11 protein-coding genes and 1 pseudogene are annotated in these 14,636 nt (G+C 44.0%); all 12 read right to left on the bottom strand.

The annotated features are described in order from the left end of the window. Positions 1-20 precede the first annotated feature (20 nt). On the bottom strand, positions 21-2,630 hold the full coding sequence (gene tssH / locus KW548_10960; GenBank protein QXX05718.1) for a type VI secretion system ATPase TssH: 2,610 nt from the start codon (positions 2,628-2,630) through the stop codon (positions 21-23). Positions 2,631-2,701: 71 nt separating this feature from the next. Beyond that, the gene (locus KW548_10955; protein QXX05717.1) at positions 2,702-3,631 is read right to left on the bottom strand and encodes a type VI secretion system baseplate subunit TssG; all 930 of its coding nucleotides are present in this window, start codon (positions 3,629-3,631) and stop codon (positions 2,702-2,704) included. A gap of 20 nt (positions 3,632-3,651) precedes the next feature. After that, positions 3,652-5,403, bottom strand: a complete 1,752-nt coding sequence (gene tssF / locus KW548_10950) for a type VI secretion system baseplate subunit TssF (GenBank protein QXX05716.1) — start codon at positions 5,401-5,403, stop codon at positions 3,652-3,654. Beyond that, entirely contained in the window at positions 5,396-5,818 is a 423-nt protein-coding gene (gene tssE / locus KW548_10945) for a type VI secretion system baseplate subunit TssE (protein QXX05715.1), read from the bottom strand. The genes tssF and tssE overlap by 8 nt, the downstream gene beginning before the upstream one ends. Continuing rightward, positions 5,818-7,211 (bottom strand): annotated as a pseudogene (locus KW548_10940) (type VI secretion system contractile sheath large subunit). Before KW548_10940 ends, tssE begins: the two are co-directional and overlap by 1 nt. 61 nt (positions 7,212-7,272) lie before the next feature. Further along, the gene (gene tssC, locus KW548_10935; protein QXX05714.1) at positions 7,273-8,751 is read right to left on the bottom strand and encodes a type VI secretion system contractile sheath large subunit; all 1,479 of its coding nucleotides are present in this window, start codon (positions 8,749-8,751) and stop codon (positions 7,273-7,275) included. Then, positions 8,751-9,257, bottom strand: a complete 507-nt coding sequence (gene tssB / locus KW548_10930; GenBank protein ID QXX05713.1) for a type VI secretion system contractile sheath small subunit — start codon at positions 9,255-9,257, stop codon at positions 8,751-8,753. The genes tssC and tssB overlap by 1 nt, the downstream gene beginning before the upstream one ends. Positions 9,258-9,276: 19 nt before the next feature. Next, entirely contained in the window at positions 9,277-9,798 is a 522-nt protein-coding gene (locus KW548_10925) for a type VI secretion system tube protein Hcp (protein ID QXX05712.1), read from the bottom strand. Between the two features lie 34 nt (positions 9,799-9,832). Further along, complete coding sequence (locus KW548_10920; GenBank protein ID QXX05711.1) at positions 9,833-11,209, bottom strand: type VI secretion system ImpA family N-terminal domain-containing protein; 1,377 nt, start codon at positions 11,207-11,209, stop codon at positions 9,833-9,835. A gap of 397 nt (positions 11,210-11,606) precedes the next feature. Beyond that, the gene (locus KW548_10915) at positions 11,607-11,909 is read right to left on the bottom strand and encodes a PAAR domain-containing protein (protein ID QXX05710.1); all 303 of its coding nucleotides are present in this window, start codon (positions 11,907-11,909) and stop codon (positions 11,607-11,609) included. Further along, on the bottom strand, positions 11,906-12,475 hold the full coding sequence (locus KW548_10910) for a hypothetical protein (protein QXX05709.1): 570 nt from the start codon (positions 12,473-12,475) through the stop codon (positions 11,906-11,908). Before KW548_10910 ends, KW548_10915 begins: the two co-directional genes overlap by 4 nt. Before the next feature lie 4 nt (positions 12,476-12,479). Beyond that, entirely contained in the window at positions 12,480-14,462 is a 1,983-nt protein-coding gene (gene vgrG, locus KW548_10905) for a type VI secretion system tip protein VgrG (protein QXX05708.1), read from the bottom strand. Positions 14,463-14,636 lie beyond the last annotated feature (174 nt).

The following is a 14,636-nucleotide window of genomic DNA, read 5'->3' as shown; positions in this document are numbered from 1 at the left end:
TTGCTGTTCGTCTTTCTCACTTACTTAATCGTAAGATCGAATCCTTCCTCACAATTTGCGGTCGTAACGGAAACTTGAGTGATTGGCTGTTGCTGACTCAATCTACTGATACATTCTTCTGCGAGTTTAGGCATCAAAGAGCGGTTAATGATCTGCTCAACGGCGCGTCCACCTGTCGTAGGGTCAGTGTTCTTGCCAACGACGTACTCTACGAAGCCTTCATTCCATGTAAACGAAGCCTGATATTGCTCAGCGAGTTTTTTCTTAATTCGATTGAGAGATATTTCAGTAATTTTAGACAATTCTTCATCGTTTAATGGGTAGTACGGCACAATAGTCGTACGTCCGAGGAATGCAGGTTTAAAGTAGTGTTGAAGATCTGGCCTAATTGATTCGAGAAGCTCTTCATTGCTTAGGCGCTCACTATTGTCCGCACAAACATCACAGATGGCCTGATCTGCTGCGTTGGATGTCATGATGATGATGGTGTTCTTAAAGTCGACAGTTCGGCCTTCACTGTCTTTAATATGGCCTTTGTCGAAAATCTGGTAGAACAGATCATGGACGCCAGGGTGCGCTTTCTCCATTTCATCGAGTAACAAGACTGAATAAGGGTTTCGACGAATAGCTTCCGTCAAAACTCCGCCTTCACCAAAGCCAACATAGCCAGCAGGAGAACCAAGTAACATAGATATTTTATGTTCCTCTTTAAACTCGGTCATGTTGATTACTGTCAGATCGTTGCTACCACCGTATAGTTGCTCTGCAAGCGCCATGGCTGTTTCGGTTTTACCCACACCACTTGGGCCACACATGAGGAACACGCCAATCGGTTTTCGACTGTCGGTAAGGCCTGCACGAGAAATTCGGATCGCTTTGGCTAGTTCTTGTTTTGCTACATCTTGACCGATGACACGCTTATCTAGTTCTTCTTCTAGAGATAAAAGTCGAGCGATTTCATCACTCATCATGTTTCCGACCGGGATACCAGTCCAGTTAGCGATGACCTGAGCGATGGTATTGTCATCAACCATTGCGTTGACCAGCGGCTCTTCACCCTGCAATTCACCCAACTGATCGATAAGTTCATTCAGTTTGTCTTGCTTGGCTTTATCAACACTATTTTCGGTTTGTTCATCGCTGATTTCTTGCTGAAGCTCTTTGATTTGGTCAACGAAATCGACCTCTTTCTTCCAACGAGCTTGGTAATCTGCGAGTTTCTTTTCGTTATCTGCAATTTCGCCAGTGAGTTCGGCAATTTCATCTTCTGCAATGCCAAACAGAGCGTGCTCTTTTTCTAGCGCTGCTTTTTCATTTTGCTGATAACGGATCGTCTGCTCAAGTGCTTCAATAACTTCAGGTTTAGCGCCTTGAGTAAGGGCGATACGAGCACTTGCAGTGTCGAGTAAGCTAATCGCCTTATCAGGCAACTGGCGACTAGGTAGGTAGCGAATAGACAAATGAACTGCGGCATCGATAGCGGATTCAGCGATAAAGGCGCCGTGGTGTTTTTGCAGTGACGCCGCAATACCACGAAGCATTTGTTTCGCGTCTTCTGCATTCGGTTCTTCGATCGACACGACTTGGAAGCGTCGAGTTAATGCCGGATCTTTTTCAAAGTACTTTTTGTACTCTGCCCATGTGGTCGCTGCGATGGTTTTGAACTCACCGCGAGCAAGAGCGGGTTTCAATAAGTTTGCTGCGTCGTTCTGGCCTGCCGCGCCTCCTGCGCCAATTAGGGTATGAGCTTCATCAATGAAAACAATAATCGGCTTTTCGCTATTCTTTACTTCGTTGATCACATCTTTGAGTCGGTTCTCGAATTCACCTTTTACACTCGCACCTGCTTGCAGCAAACCAAGATCCAACGAATGAATTTGTACGCCTTGAAGTGCGCCTGGAACTTCATTGGCCGCAATGCGCAATGCCAAACCTTCTACAACTGCTGTTTTACCAACCCCTGGTTCCCCAACCATGATAGGGTTGTTTTGGCGCTTCCTACAAAGAATGTCTATGGCTTTACGTACTTCTGAATTGCGTCCCGAAATTGGGTCTATGTTTCCATCGAGAGCCTGCTGAGTCAGGTTTGTTGTATACTTGCTGAGTGCATCGTTACCGACAGGTGCTCCGCCTGAGCCATCTGCGGCGGCACTGGTTTTAGAACGTGCAACGGCTGTTTTGTTGATAAGACCTTGTAAAGACTCCAATGATACACTTTGTAAGCTTTCCAACTGCAGAGTGTTCATTCCAAGTACGTTTTGTTGCAGCATGGCTTGAACCAAATGAAGGCTTATAACTTCACCATGGCCATAGTTTACCGAAGCAATCATCCAAGCGTCTTTTACGATTTCGGTGAGTGCTTGGCTAAGCGTTGGCTGACCCTCATTCCCTTTTGGAAAACGAGCAATCTTCGAGGACAGCTCGTTGACCAAATTATCCTGAGATAGGTTTTGTGACTGAATGAGGCTATTTAAGTGTTTGTCTTGCTGTGAAAGCAACTGCAACAGCCAATGTTCTGTCTCAATAGAAGGGACATTTTGATTCATAGCGGCCCCAGCAGAAACTTCAAGTGCTTGTTTCAATTCTGGTGACAACTTGGCGACTAGATTTGTTAGCGTAACTTGCGTCATACCGTTTTCCTTGTATCTCAAAAGGCATCAATACGTCTTTAATACCCAACTCGTTTTGGCTCTGAAGTGCGTTACTTCAGGAGAATACTGACTATTTGTTGTGGTTTCCTTTCCGGCGCTAGGCAATCAACTTCACCCAGTTTCGCCGCGTTGTATTTGTTGCTGGATAGACGAGGTCTATTCAGATACTCCCGCTTTACGTTGAGGTAAACAGAAGTCGGAGTATTGTCTTGCAAATAATGCTGAATCAATTCCTTCATGTGGCTTGCCAGCAGTGGATCCGCTTGGATCGCGATCAACTCATTTTCCGTTTTTGGGGTTATATAAACCATCAAATGACTAAAATGCGTTAAGCAGGTTTTTCCGAGCAAAAAACCTTGTCCAACCCGACTATTGAATTGCTCTTTCCGACCCAATCGAGTCAGAGAGTCAGATGGAAGCTGACGGCGCTCATGAGTTTTAGTCGAGACTTTGATACCGAACGGAAAATAGTCATTAAGCATTTGACTCAGGGTACTAAGGTTTCTCTGACCTTGGTTAAGCAACATGGAGTACTGAAAATACTTTCCATGTTTGTTGTTAAGTGTAGCAATATGGTTGAGTAATGCCGTTTTTGCTGGTTGAAGTTCATTTTGAACAACAAGCCAAGAACCTGTTTCCAGTTGGCTAACAATTTCAAAATAACGCTGATTGAATACATCAAGAAAATCTTTCAGTGCATGATCGTCATTGTGAAGCGCGGATAAAAGTTCCTCGTAAATATAGTTTGGTATGACACCTTTGACACCAGACAATGCCTGCTTGGCTAACCTAAGTTTCAAGCGATTGTTTTTAAATGAAAAATACTGTATTTCGCTCGCGTCGCCGGTAGGCATTGCCTCCGCTTTAAGTTCAAGCTTTACCCGATTCGGGTTTTGATTTATCCAATGATTCAGTAATCGCATCGCCTGAGCGAAATCGTATTGTTGAGGATGTTGGGTTAAATCGCTAATTAATGTCATATGTATCTCTCAACCAACAATCACATTGCTAGTTGGCTCCCATGAATTTTAGGGTAGCGCTTGGCAACACCATCTCTTCCATAGATTCGGATAGACAGCTGGATATAACGGTCAAAGCTACAAAACTGTTGGAAGAAGCGATTGAGAACATCACTAAATACAAGGAACCCACTCTGAGTATCGAGTGTCAACTCTATTTCAGTGCCAGGAGAGAAGACGTTCTTACCCATTATACGTAAAGCTGAAACCTGAGATTTAATTGAGACGCTATGGATTGTCTGAATTTCTTCTGCTGATACTTGCTCACGACTGCATAGTTGAAGCATCTGCTTGAGCTTTTCTGTTGGGTTATCTGAGTGGAGAAGGGACGAAAAGTTACCATTCAGTAAGCCAACAAATTGCCAGTGCAAATTCAGATTCTGTTCTCGCTCAATGGGCGCAGTCGGTGGGTAAATAGCCTTAAAGGAACCTGGCAAATCGATGCTTTCAAGGCATTCCATGTCGCCGCTAATACCACATGCCTGTTTTCCATTGGTACACAGAAGATGTGTTCCATAGAGTTTATTGAACTCAAGGTCGTGATTAGGTCTTAAACTGATGGCAAGTTTAAACTGACCATTAATATCTCGAGAGCTTTGCCAATAATCTGCATTTGGGTTTGACTTATAGCTATCTCTAAACAAAGGAATTAACGGCTTCTCCCCTTGAGGGGTGATCTCGAATACTTCTTTGACTTCAACAACTTCAATATCACTTTCGCTGTGTGCATCTGCGTTGACAGGAATACTTAAGCATCTCTGGTCATAATTCGTCGGCTCGCCCGTTTGTTCAAACAGGTTGACTGCAGGAATGATGTCGAGTTTAAACACTTGATTGTCAAATAAACGCATGAACTCGGTTGGTATCGAATTCATAAATAAGTTGAGCTTGATGTCAGCGCAGTCGAATTGCTTAATGGCTTGCCCAAAATCTTTTAAGCGAAAAAACTGGCGCTTCTCTTTGAAAAAGAAAAACTCGCTGATTAGTTGAAAACCTGAAAACTGATTGCCCTTTTGTGGCAAAAACAAAAAATTGAGATCGCTGATGCGGCTCTTTAGCTTTTCTGCTGGTAAAACAACGTGTTTTTTGCATTCGCTATCAGAGATGGATACCGCCTTAGTTTGACCTAACAGTAATTCAACCAGTGAGTCTGCGTTGTTCTCAAAACCTTGCACAAAGAGATCTAAATCTTGATGACTCAGTTGTGAAAAATAGGTGTCGGGATCGCCTGTTGACAACGAAAGTTGAATAACAGCAGTAGACTGCTCAGTGCCAGCTGGACGATTAAACTTGAATGGTGCGCTGGCTGCTGCTGTATCCGTTAAGGAGAATGGCGCCGTCTTTAAATCATCAACGGTGGTAAACTGGCAAAGTTTTCCCTTAGCTTCTGAGGTAAAGTGCGAACCTTTCGGAATCAGAACAGACTCTGAAACATCTTCCTCATGAGACAACTGTAGGTAGGCGGCACTAGGAATAGTTTGAATGTAACTAGGGTAGAGCACACCGAGTAGACCTTGTACAACTTCAGGGAGTTGCTCGGAAAGCTGCTTTTCTACCGTGGCGTTGAGTAACGCAACGCCGTCGAGCAAACGAGCGAGGCTGGGGTCTTCGATCTGGCCTTGATGAATATTGAGGCGTTCTGCATGCTCTGAGTGTTGCTGACCAAATTGTCCTAGGGCACGCCTTACAAAAGTCAGCTCTTGTTCAAAGTAACGCATCAAAGGATCAGTCATAACTATCCTCCGTCATTACCGTGGTTAAATCGTTGAGTGAAATCTTAGAGTCGAATATCAGTTCTTGCTCTCCTTTGGAGGTTCTTGCTCTAGCGATTATATTGAAAACCAGTGCGTTCTCATTTTCCTTACGTTCAAGTAACTCAACCATTACCTGAGTAAGGCGGGGCTCAAAGTGCTTGATATAACTTTCTAGACGCAATGCTAGTTGGGTCTGATCTAAGCTGGCACTCAAGAGCTGAACATCTTCTATGCCAAAGCGCAAATTAGAACGCTGTAGCTCTGTGAATCGATCATCAATATCGACTAGGGATGATTCAGACTCGAGAAGTTTAGTTAGGTGATATTTGATATCATCAATCTCTTCGCTTTGGCTTGAGCTATTCGGCTCTATAAACGTTTTCCAAAATCCCATTAGGCCGCCTCATCCAGTTCTGTGGTTAAAATGACCTCGCCAGTGAAGTGATCATATTGATATTGGGGGACAATCCTCAATGTACATACAAAGCTACCAGGTTGATTTTCAGATTCTGAAACGCTGATTTTAGCGAAGCTTAATGGGTATTTAGCGAGCGTTTCTTCGTTCGCATAAGTCACATTACTAGCAAACTTTTCAATCCATTGGGTTAAAAACAACTCACATTCAGCCGCAGTGTTAAAACTGCCAAGCATCTCGCGGACCTGAACCTTTAAATAGTGGGCAATGCGACAAGACATCAGACTAGTCTGAATTTGAGTTAAGATTTTCTCGTTGTCAGAAGCGCCGCTTTGCCAGATGGAGTTGTTTCCATTGAAAAAGTATTTGTCGCTGAGTGGACTTTTGGTCAAGGGTATAAATCCATTTTGTGCATAAAACGTCGATATCTGCCCAAAAAGGACCACACTGGTCTGAGGTTCGCGCAAAAATAGGCAGTTATGTTTGTCGATGTTTACAATGGCACCTTGAGATTTGTCATTCCAACGCGATTTGAGAAAACCAAACCAATTTACGCGGTGATATTCGCGCATGATGGTAGCGGCGAACGCAAAGGTCGCGCTGCCCCAAAGCCCGGTGCCGACTTCGTTGTAGATGAAGCCTGCCTTGGTATTGCTATAGCATTGTCTCATTCGTATTGAAGGCATAATAAAACCGACAAACCTTGAGCTTGATTTAGTGCGTAAAGACTGCCAAGCGCCGTAGTCTGGGCCGGTGATGATTTTTTCGATTCTATTGATATCTGAAAGCCAATCAGCTCCGGGATCAACAAAGAATTTCTCATCGGGTGAGAAAAGCATCGGGCAAAGGGTTGATTCGCCGAGTTTACTCAATAGCTCGACGGTAAAAAGGTCGTCATAGTCCGCATCGAAGTCCATATCGATAGAGATTGGATGCGTGTACACAATACAACCAAATGGGCTACCCCCAGCGTATTTAACTCCTTGTTACCTATTTTGTTGAATAGGCTGGAAGCTTTTACATTGTATGCTTGGTTGATGTCGGTTGACACTTCATCCCAATCCATATCAAGAAGCTTGAGCTTGGTACGCTGCTTATTGATTGGCAAGGTTGCAAGGCCTTGTAATCCCAGCCAGCTACTGTGTAGATGTTCAAAATCAGGTTCATGGAGGATTTTGTCAAGTTGCTTTGACAAAGCTCCATCTAAGAAGGAAATAAGACGTGACACGAAGTTAACGAGTGACGGTTTATTAGCTAACGCGTCAGGGTTAATTTCAGACAGTAAAAAGAGCGCGTCTCTAAGAAAGTCGCTTTTTTTATTGTCTAAAGAGGCAAGCTTCTGCTGCCAATCTGCGCTGAAATTCAATGTCATAATGTCCTTAGATTGTAGACAGGAAGAAAGGAAGGCCGGATTGCTCCGGCCTTAAATTGGATTAACCTGGGATCTTAGCAACCATACGTACAGAGGTTGTTAATTCTTCAAGTTGTAGCCATGGACGTAGATGTGCCACAGCTGAGTAGGAGCCTGGACGACCTGGTTGCTCGACTACTTCAATTCGAGACTCACAAAGTGGTGTCTTAGCACGTTGCTCGTTACCAATGGCACCAGCGTTAGTGTATTGGTCGATCCACAACTGAAGTTCACGCTGGATGTCAGGTGCTTCAAGGTTCGAACCCAGTTTGTCACGTCCCATTACTTTCAAGTAGTGCGCGATGCGGCTACTTGCCATGATGTATGGAAGGCGAGCGGAGATAGCAGCGTTAGCGGTCGCATCTGGGTCAGTGAACGTTTTTGGTTTTTGAGTCGTTTGACCACCAATAAACACGCCGTAGTTCGAGTTTTTGTAATGAACTAAAGGCAAGAACCCTAGGTCACTAAGCTCTTTTTCTCGCTCATCTGTGAGGTTTACTTCTGTTGGACACTGTTGAACTAAGTCGCCAGCTTCCGTTTTGTACGTCAGATTAGGTAGGTTTTCAACCTTACCACCGTTATCAAGACCACGGATAGAAGTACACCAGCCAGAAGCAGTATATGCCTGAGTCATTTTGAGACCCAGATCATAGGCTGCATTAGACCACACAAGTTGGTCGTTGTTTTCTGGATTTGGGTTACCATCCATATCTGTCCCAAGCTCTTCATAATCGAATAGCTCAGTTCCAAGGCCTTTAGCACCATATGGTAGGCGAGCGAGCGTTCGTGGCAGAGTCAGCGTCACATAGCGCGCGTCATCACTTTCACGGAATGCATTCCAAGCGGCATAGGCTGGTGAATCAAAACCAGCTGCTACAGGTTTGCCCTCGTCGAACGTGGTGAAGTCATTAAACTCAAACATTTGTGCATTTGCAGCTGCAACAAATGGAGCGTGACATGCTGCTGCAACTTCACCCATATAGCGAAGTAGGGCAACATCTTCGTCTTTAGCGCTAAACTCGTAATCACCAATGAATGTTCCATAAGGCTCACCACCGGCCGTACCGAATTCACCCTGGTATACAGCGTTAAATAGTGGGCTACGGTCGATTGCTGGAGCATCCTCAAACTGGTCTAGAAGCTCTTCTTGGGAAAAGTCGACCATTTTGATCTTTAGATCACGTCCTAGTTCGCTCTCTTTAACCAATTTCTGCAGCCCACGCCAAGAGCCCTCGAGTTTTTGAAGCTCTTTTTGTTGCATGACTTCTGACAGCTGCTTAGAAAGCTTCTTGTCAATTTCAGAAATTGCATTTTCGATTGTTTTAGTAACGTTTTTATCCCACGTCACCGTTCCTGAAAGCGCTTGTTCCGCAAGAACAGAAAACAACTCTTTTGTTGTATCAGCAGGTGTTTGAGTAGTCGCTTCGATTGCTCGGTCTAGAAAACTCAGCGAACCTTCTGCTGCTTCGGTTTGCGTTTGATTTTCAGCTTCTGTACTCATTATTCGCCTCCTTCTTCCTTATTGACACCAAGCTCTTCTGACAGTGCGTTGATAGTATCTGCGCTCTGTAGAACTTCTTTCAGCAGTTTCTCAAGATCACGAGAACGGTCTGCTTTTGAAAGTAGGACTTTGAGTTGGTTACGCGTTTCAACAAGCTTTTTAAGAGGTTCAACTTGCTCGACGATGGCTTCAGGTTCAAAGTCTTTCATTGAATTGAACGTCAAATTTGCTTCAAACTGACTATCATCGTCTGCAAGTACGTTATCGACTTTCAAAGACAACTCTGGTCCGACGCGTTTCATCACGGAGTCAAAGTTGTCTTTGTCAACGTTGTAGAATGTACGATCTTCAACGTCTTCCTTGTCTTGCTTATGACCAGAGTAGTCACCAATCACCCCAACCACAAATGGGAGTTCTTTGGTTTCTACCGCGCCATTAGTTTCCACATCGTAAGTAATACTTACGCGGTTTTTACTTACACGTTTGTGTTGGGAGTTTAGTGCCACAATGGTTCTCCTTGGCTAATTATTTAGCTGTCGATGTCACTTTTGCAGTGGTTGCGTCGAACCCTACTTCTGGGCCTTTCTCGATCTTACCGCCTTCACCCTCGATGTAGTAAGCTTTCGAGATTTCAGTGTAAGTTAGAGAGAACGATTCGTTTGGAAGAGTACCGTCAGAACCAGCCATGTTGTAGCTAGACATACGAGCTGCTTTTAGAGTAACGATTAGGTAAGGATCTGCACCTGAACCTTCACGGTTTGGTTTAGTCATGACAATCTCAACCGTTTTACCTTCGCCGCCTGGAGCGTACAAGAAGGTCGTTAGGTAAGGGGTTGCACCATCACACCCACGAGTAACGTTGATTTCACCTAGCGCAACCATACCTTGGTCAGCGTTGTTTGCGTTACCTACATCAATACCTACACCACGAACTGCGTTCCAAGTTACGGTGTCAATAGCAAAGAAGCCATCTTTACCACCGATCTTTTCTACAGTTGCTGCACCTTTAGGTGTAGTGCCATCAATTCTCATGAAAATAGAAGCCATGTTGATCTCCTTCGCTAATTAGCATTTAGTGTTTTTACCACTCGAAGCTACTAATACCACTTTCAGGTTGAGTAGTGTTCGCTTGAGTTTGAGTAGTTTGTTCGCTCGTTGTGACTGGCTCTGAAGGAGCTGAAGTCTGCGGAGACGGAACATGAGCACCTGTCTGTGATAGCCCAGGTGCGGATGAAACTGTTTGTGTTGAAGTGGCTGGTTTGTTACTTAGATCTGCTTGCGCTAAGTTATCCATGCCAGAAACTTGATTAATATGAGTGATTACACCGGAGTTACCGCCTGTCATCTCATTCAGTAGTTCAGGCAAGCTCATATAGCCCCATCGAATTGCCCTCTCAAGCAAAAATGGAATAGGACTATGAGGTTCTGTTCTTTGAAAAAATTCAGAGATCTTACGCAGCTCGTGGAAAGCTTGATCTCGATGAGTGACTACCGAGCTCACAGACTGAGGTTGACTTGGACTTTGAGCCACAGGCTGCGGGGCAACCAGACCTGAATGTTCGACACCTGTTTGTGGTGTTTCGTTAACAGGAGCGGATTGTGATTCTTGACTAGCGGCTGGTGTCGGTTCATCGACGACAGGCTTGAACTCATCATCTAGCGGCCATCGGGCAAATTTGTCGCCGACCAAAAACTGTATCGCATTGATTAGGTCGGCAATGTTAGCTTTGACAAATTTGAAGCTTACTTGAGCAACCCCTAGCGTTTGACATTCTTTTGCAATCAGTTTTTCTGCAGCATCAAAATTTTGATAGCTCTCTGACAGGCCACTTAGTGTACTTAGCACATCATTAGAGAAAAGGGTTTGTGCTCTATCTTTTAGCTCTGCAATCTTTCCTGCTCTTTCTGCACGTAGGAAATCACCAAAAGAGAGTTCATCAATAAGACTGATCATTTGCAATGGCATGTAAAGTGCTGTCGAATCTTGGCTTTCACCAACAAGCTGAAGAAGCGGTTTTGTTCGAAACTCAACGAGTTCTTTAGCCTGACCTGATTCGTCACTACTTTTTAACTTCTCAATTGGAGGATGAGGGTTTAGTGTTGGCCAAAACGATTCAACAAACCCGACTAGTGCTTTCGTTGAGCTAGCGAGGTTGTCATAAGGTGCTGGAGTAAAAAGCTGGCTAGCAATATACCAACCTAAAAACTCAATATCTTTAGTTTGCGTAGTCAGAGCGTCAAACGTCGATGTACGCAACAAGTCCCAGTTGCTCTGATTCGCTTCGATAAGCGCTTCATCACTTGAAGCGTCTGGGGTTTCAATTAACTGGCGGAATGACGATTGTGCAGTGTTGTAGTGGTTTCTCAACGTACGGTAGGCACTACGATCTAGCTTCAGGTATGTTCCTGACGGTTGTTCTTCAGATATAGGTTTCAATAGTGCTTCAATATCAACCATACAGCGTCCGTTATTAGTAGTTCACAAGAAAGTTTATAAAATGTGTGCTTACTTATTATTAGTTAATAAAACCGTATTTCTCATAGTCTAGGCTTATTTTTGAAAAAGGCTCGTCCAATTTTATTATTTACCTTGAAAAGTGATCCCCTTCTAGAAAATTGGCCGGATGACGTATATTTTTTATCAATACCTTGTTTTTTATATGGTTTGCAAAAACCAAAAGGTGTCTATTTTTTGTACTCTTAAGGCGGTTTGTCGAAATTTATCACCTTTAAGAGGTGTTGTTCTGTAAATGCAATGTTGTGATTTTCTGGCAAAATTAGGTGTTTGCACTGGTCAATGATAGTCACAAAGTTCGAAAAGGCTGCTGTTTTGCAACAAGCAGCTAGAATCGATTCTATCCACCGATTAAAACGGTAGGCATACCTAATACGATACTTCCGCCGTGTGAGGTCGTATCTCCCATTCGTGCTGCAGGCTTGCTGTTTATCATAACGGTAGCACTTCCTTTGATAATGGAATCAGGAGGGCCAACACAAACACATATATCTCCCAGTGTGGCTGCAGGCAGGCTCCCGACCAAAACTGTTGGAGCTCCTGGCCCTGTGATAGGCCCACCAACATGGGGTATTGGTGGAACCGCTGGAGTTTGCATCGGGCAGACATGCATATCTGTCAATCTTGCTGCGGGTAGTGTCATTGAATACCTCCGTTGCCTCCTGAAGCAATGTCGAGAGCAGTTTGAACTGCCTTTTCGTAATATTGCTCGGATTTATCCCATTCTGGTAACGAAGCCGCGTGATTAATGGCACCGCTGACAGCTTTCGCGTAAAGAAAAGGGTCTGGTAATACAACTGGTAGATCTGGCGCAACTATGCTTCCAGAACCGTTCCAAAACACCGCTTGGGTTAGCCATGATGGCCCACAGTTAAGTTCAAGGCGATTCGCCAATAGCTCTGCTCGTCTGCGAAGTTCCTCCGACGGTGACTGAGCCCATTGTTTAACCGTGTCAAGAGACATCTTTTGTGTGTCATTCCAAATATCATTTCTTGATGATACACAGCACAATGCCCACCAGATGCTCTCGCGAACGGGTAGAGCATGAGCCAGAAATTGCACTAGGTCGTTGTACAACTTTGCTTGCTGAAGCTTGCTTATGACTTGGTCGATGGGTAACTCATCGCCAATAATTTGCGTGGCTTCGTCTGACGCTTGAAATCTTGGTAATATTTGAGCACTGCTCTGGTAAGGGATTTTTTTATACATAGATTTAATTAACCTTCACAATAGCGCCTTTGAGTTCACCTAATACACCACCGTCGAATGTGCCTTTAAGCCCAGACTTAAATTCGGCACTGAGAGAACCTTCAGCACTGAGAGTCGTGCTGGCTTTGATTTCAATGCTCAGTCCTTTAATACTGTTTGAACTTGTGGCTTCAAGTGCTGTTGTTGTTCCTGACACTTTATTCGCAGAGGTAGCCTTGCTGGTAACATTCGTTCCCTCTAGGTTTAGCGCACTGCTCGCCTTTACATCAATATTAGTGGCCTCGATAGATATTGAGGATGAGGAAATAGAAATCTTACTTGAGCCAACTTTGAGATCGATGGAGTCATCTGCTTCCAGCGTAATTGATTTCGCTGAGCCGCTCATCGCCTTAGTGACATTCAGCGTATAGTTGTCTTCGGTGGCAATAGTCATGGCTTTGGTTACTGATTGACTGAGTTCACCTTTGACCGTTTCAGTATGGTTGTTTTCGACTTCTTGTGTGATGTCTTTTGCGGCGTGGAGATAAACCAGCTCATTGTCTTTTTTATCGTCAAAGTAGAGCTCGTTTGTTTGGCCTGTCAGTTTCGTCTTAATCCCAGTTTTAGTGGTATTCGCTTCTTTATAGGGCGGTGCGTTTTTACTGTTATACACACTGCCCGTAATGATTGGCTGATCAGGATCGCCGTCAATAAAGGAAACCAGTACTTCCTGACCTACTCGCGGAATAAACTGCGTCCCATAGCCGCTACCTGCCATCATTTGCGCGACACGCACGTAACAACTAGTTTTATCGCCACTGGCTTCAGTATCCCAATGAAATTGAATACGGACTCTGCCTTGATCATCTTGGTTGATTTCACCTGCTGTTGAGCCTGCAACGGTAGCACTCTGCAATCCATTCACTACTTGTTTTGATCGTGGTGTTGGATATGTTGGTGTTGCTTTGGGTATGAGTTTGATTTCTGTAGCACAGCGAACATCATCGGAATAATGCGTTGATGTGCTGACTACGGAAAAATCACCAAGTTGTGATTTGTCGAGGTGGCTTGACAGAGAAAACCAAGTGGCGACCTCGAACATATCATGTTCGGCCTGAGCAATAACAGATTGATAATCCTGCTCTATTTGCTCAATCCGTCTTTTTGCCAAGTTGCTAGATAAGTCGGTCATATCTCCACTTATGCCTAAATCAGGATAGTGGACAGATGCCAGCTTCGTATTATTTGCGATGGTATTGCTGCTGGTTTTTGCTTTGCTGGTGACTAATTTAGACTGTGAGTAGTCGTATGCCGTTAGTTCTACACTAGCACCGTGAAAAGACATCACGGGTGACCAGGTTTTAATCAGAGGCAAGCTTCCTGAAGGAGTTTCTTGCATATCAAATTTTGCTACATCAGCCTTATCGAAAGGTGATTGTGCATCTTGGATGACCATAGTGTGATCACCGGATTCATGTGTGAAATAGTAATGTAGGCCTTCTTCTGCGAGCAAACGTGTTACAAAATCGAAATCCGACTCGTTGTATTGGAGGCAATATTCTCTTTTTGTTGAAGGTAAACTAGAGAGCTTGTATTTACCTTTAAAACCCGCGTTATCGAAGATATCGCTGATGATGTCTTTCGTCGTTTGAGTTTGATAAACACGGAAAGAATGTGTGTGCGTGAGAAGCCAGAACCATGGTCGAAGCGTGAGTCGGTACTGCATGAATTGCAGATTGGCGTCCAGCCCCATTTGTTCGATGCGAGCAATAACTCCATTAAAAGAGCGTTGCAACTTGTTGCTGCCAGACTCATTGGAATATCGGTTTATCGTCAACAGCTGACCAAGTTGGTCTTTAACAATGAAACTAGAGGAGACGAGTACGGCGGTAATCTCAAAAGGAGTGGACAAAGCCTGAGTTACAGTAAACTCGCTAACTGTATGCTCTTGATTCTTATAGTCCTTTGCCGAAATTAAGTTAGCCGACGCTGAATACTTATCAGCCATATAATATCCTTGAAATAATTAGTCTGGTCGAAAAAAGACCTTAAAAATTATACTGATACGCTAGGTATAATTTGTTGGATTTATAAAAAGTAGCAGTAAACTTATCGTAAATAAATCCTACCACTAATTATTCGCGCTGTTTAAGCCCTATAATAACTGAATGTGTGAGCCGCT

The sequence above is a fragment of the Vibrio neptunius genome (genome assembly GCA_019339365.1).
Classification (GTDB): Bacteria; Pseudomonadota; Gammaproteobacteria; order Enterobacterales; family Vibrionaceae; genus Vibrio; species Vibrio neptunius.
The sequence above is the reverse complement of the archived record's forward strand: the minus strand, read 5'-3'. Positions and strand labels throughout refer to the sequence as shown.

Coding starts and splice junctions, on each gene's coding strand:
- KW548_10925 (QXX05712.1), bottom strand. CDS start 9,798: ATGGCTTCTATTTTCATGAGAATTGATGGCACTACACCTAAAGGTGCA.
- KW548_10915 (QXX05710.1), bottom strand. CDS start 11,909: ATGACACTACCCGCAGCAAGATTGACAGATATGCATGTCTGCCCGATG.
- tssF (QXX05716.1), bottom strand. CDS start 5,403: ATGACTGATCCTTTGATGCGTTACTTTGAACAAGAGCTGACTTTTGTA.
- tssH (QXX05718.1), bottom strand. CDS start 2,630: ATGACGCAAGTTACGCTAACAAATCTAGTCGCCAAGTTGTCACCAGAA.
- tssC (QXX05714.1), bottom strand. CDS start 8,751: ATGAGTACAGAAGCTGAAAATCAAACGCAAACCGAAGCAGCAGAAGGT.
- tssE (QXX05715.1), bottom strand. CDS start 5,818: ATGGGATTTTGGAAAACGTTTATAGAGCCGAATAGCTCAAGCCAAAGC.
- KW548_10955 (QXX05717.1), bottom strand. CDS start 3,631: ATGACATTAATTAGCGATTTAACCCAACATCCTCAACAATACGATTTC.
- KW548_10920 (QXX05711.1), bottom strand. CDS start 11,209: ATGGTTGATATTGAAGCACTATTGAAACCTATATCTGAAGAACAACCG.
- KW548_10910 (QXX05709.1), bottom strand. CDS start 12,475: ATGTATAAAAAAATCCCTTACCAGAGCAGTGCTCAAATATTACCAAGA.
- vgrG (QXX05708.1), bottom strand. CDS start 14,462: ATGGCTGATAAGTATTCAGCGTCGGCTAACTTAATTTCGGCAAAGGAC.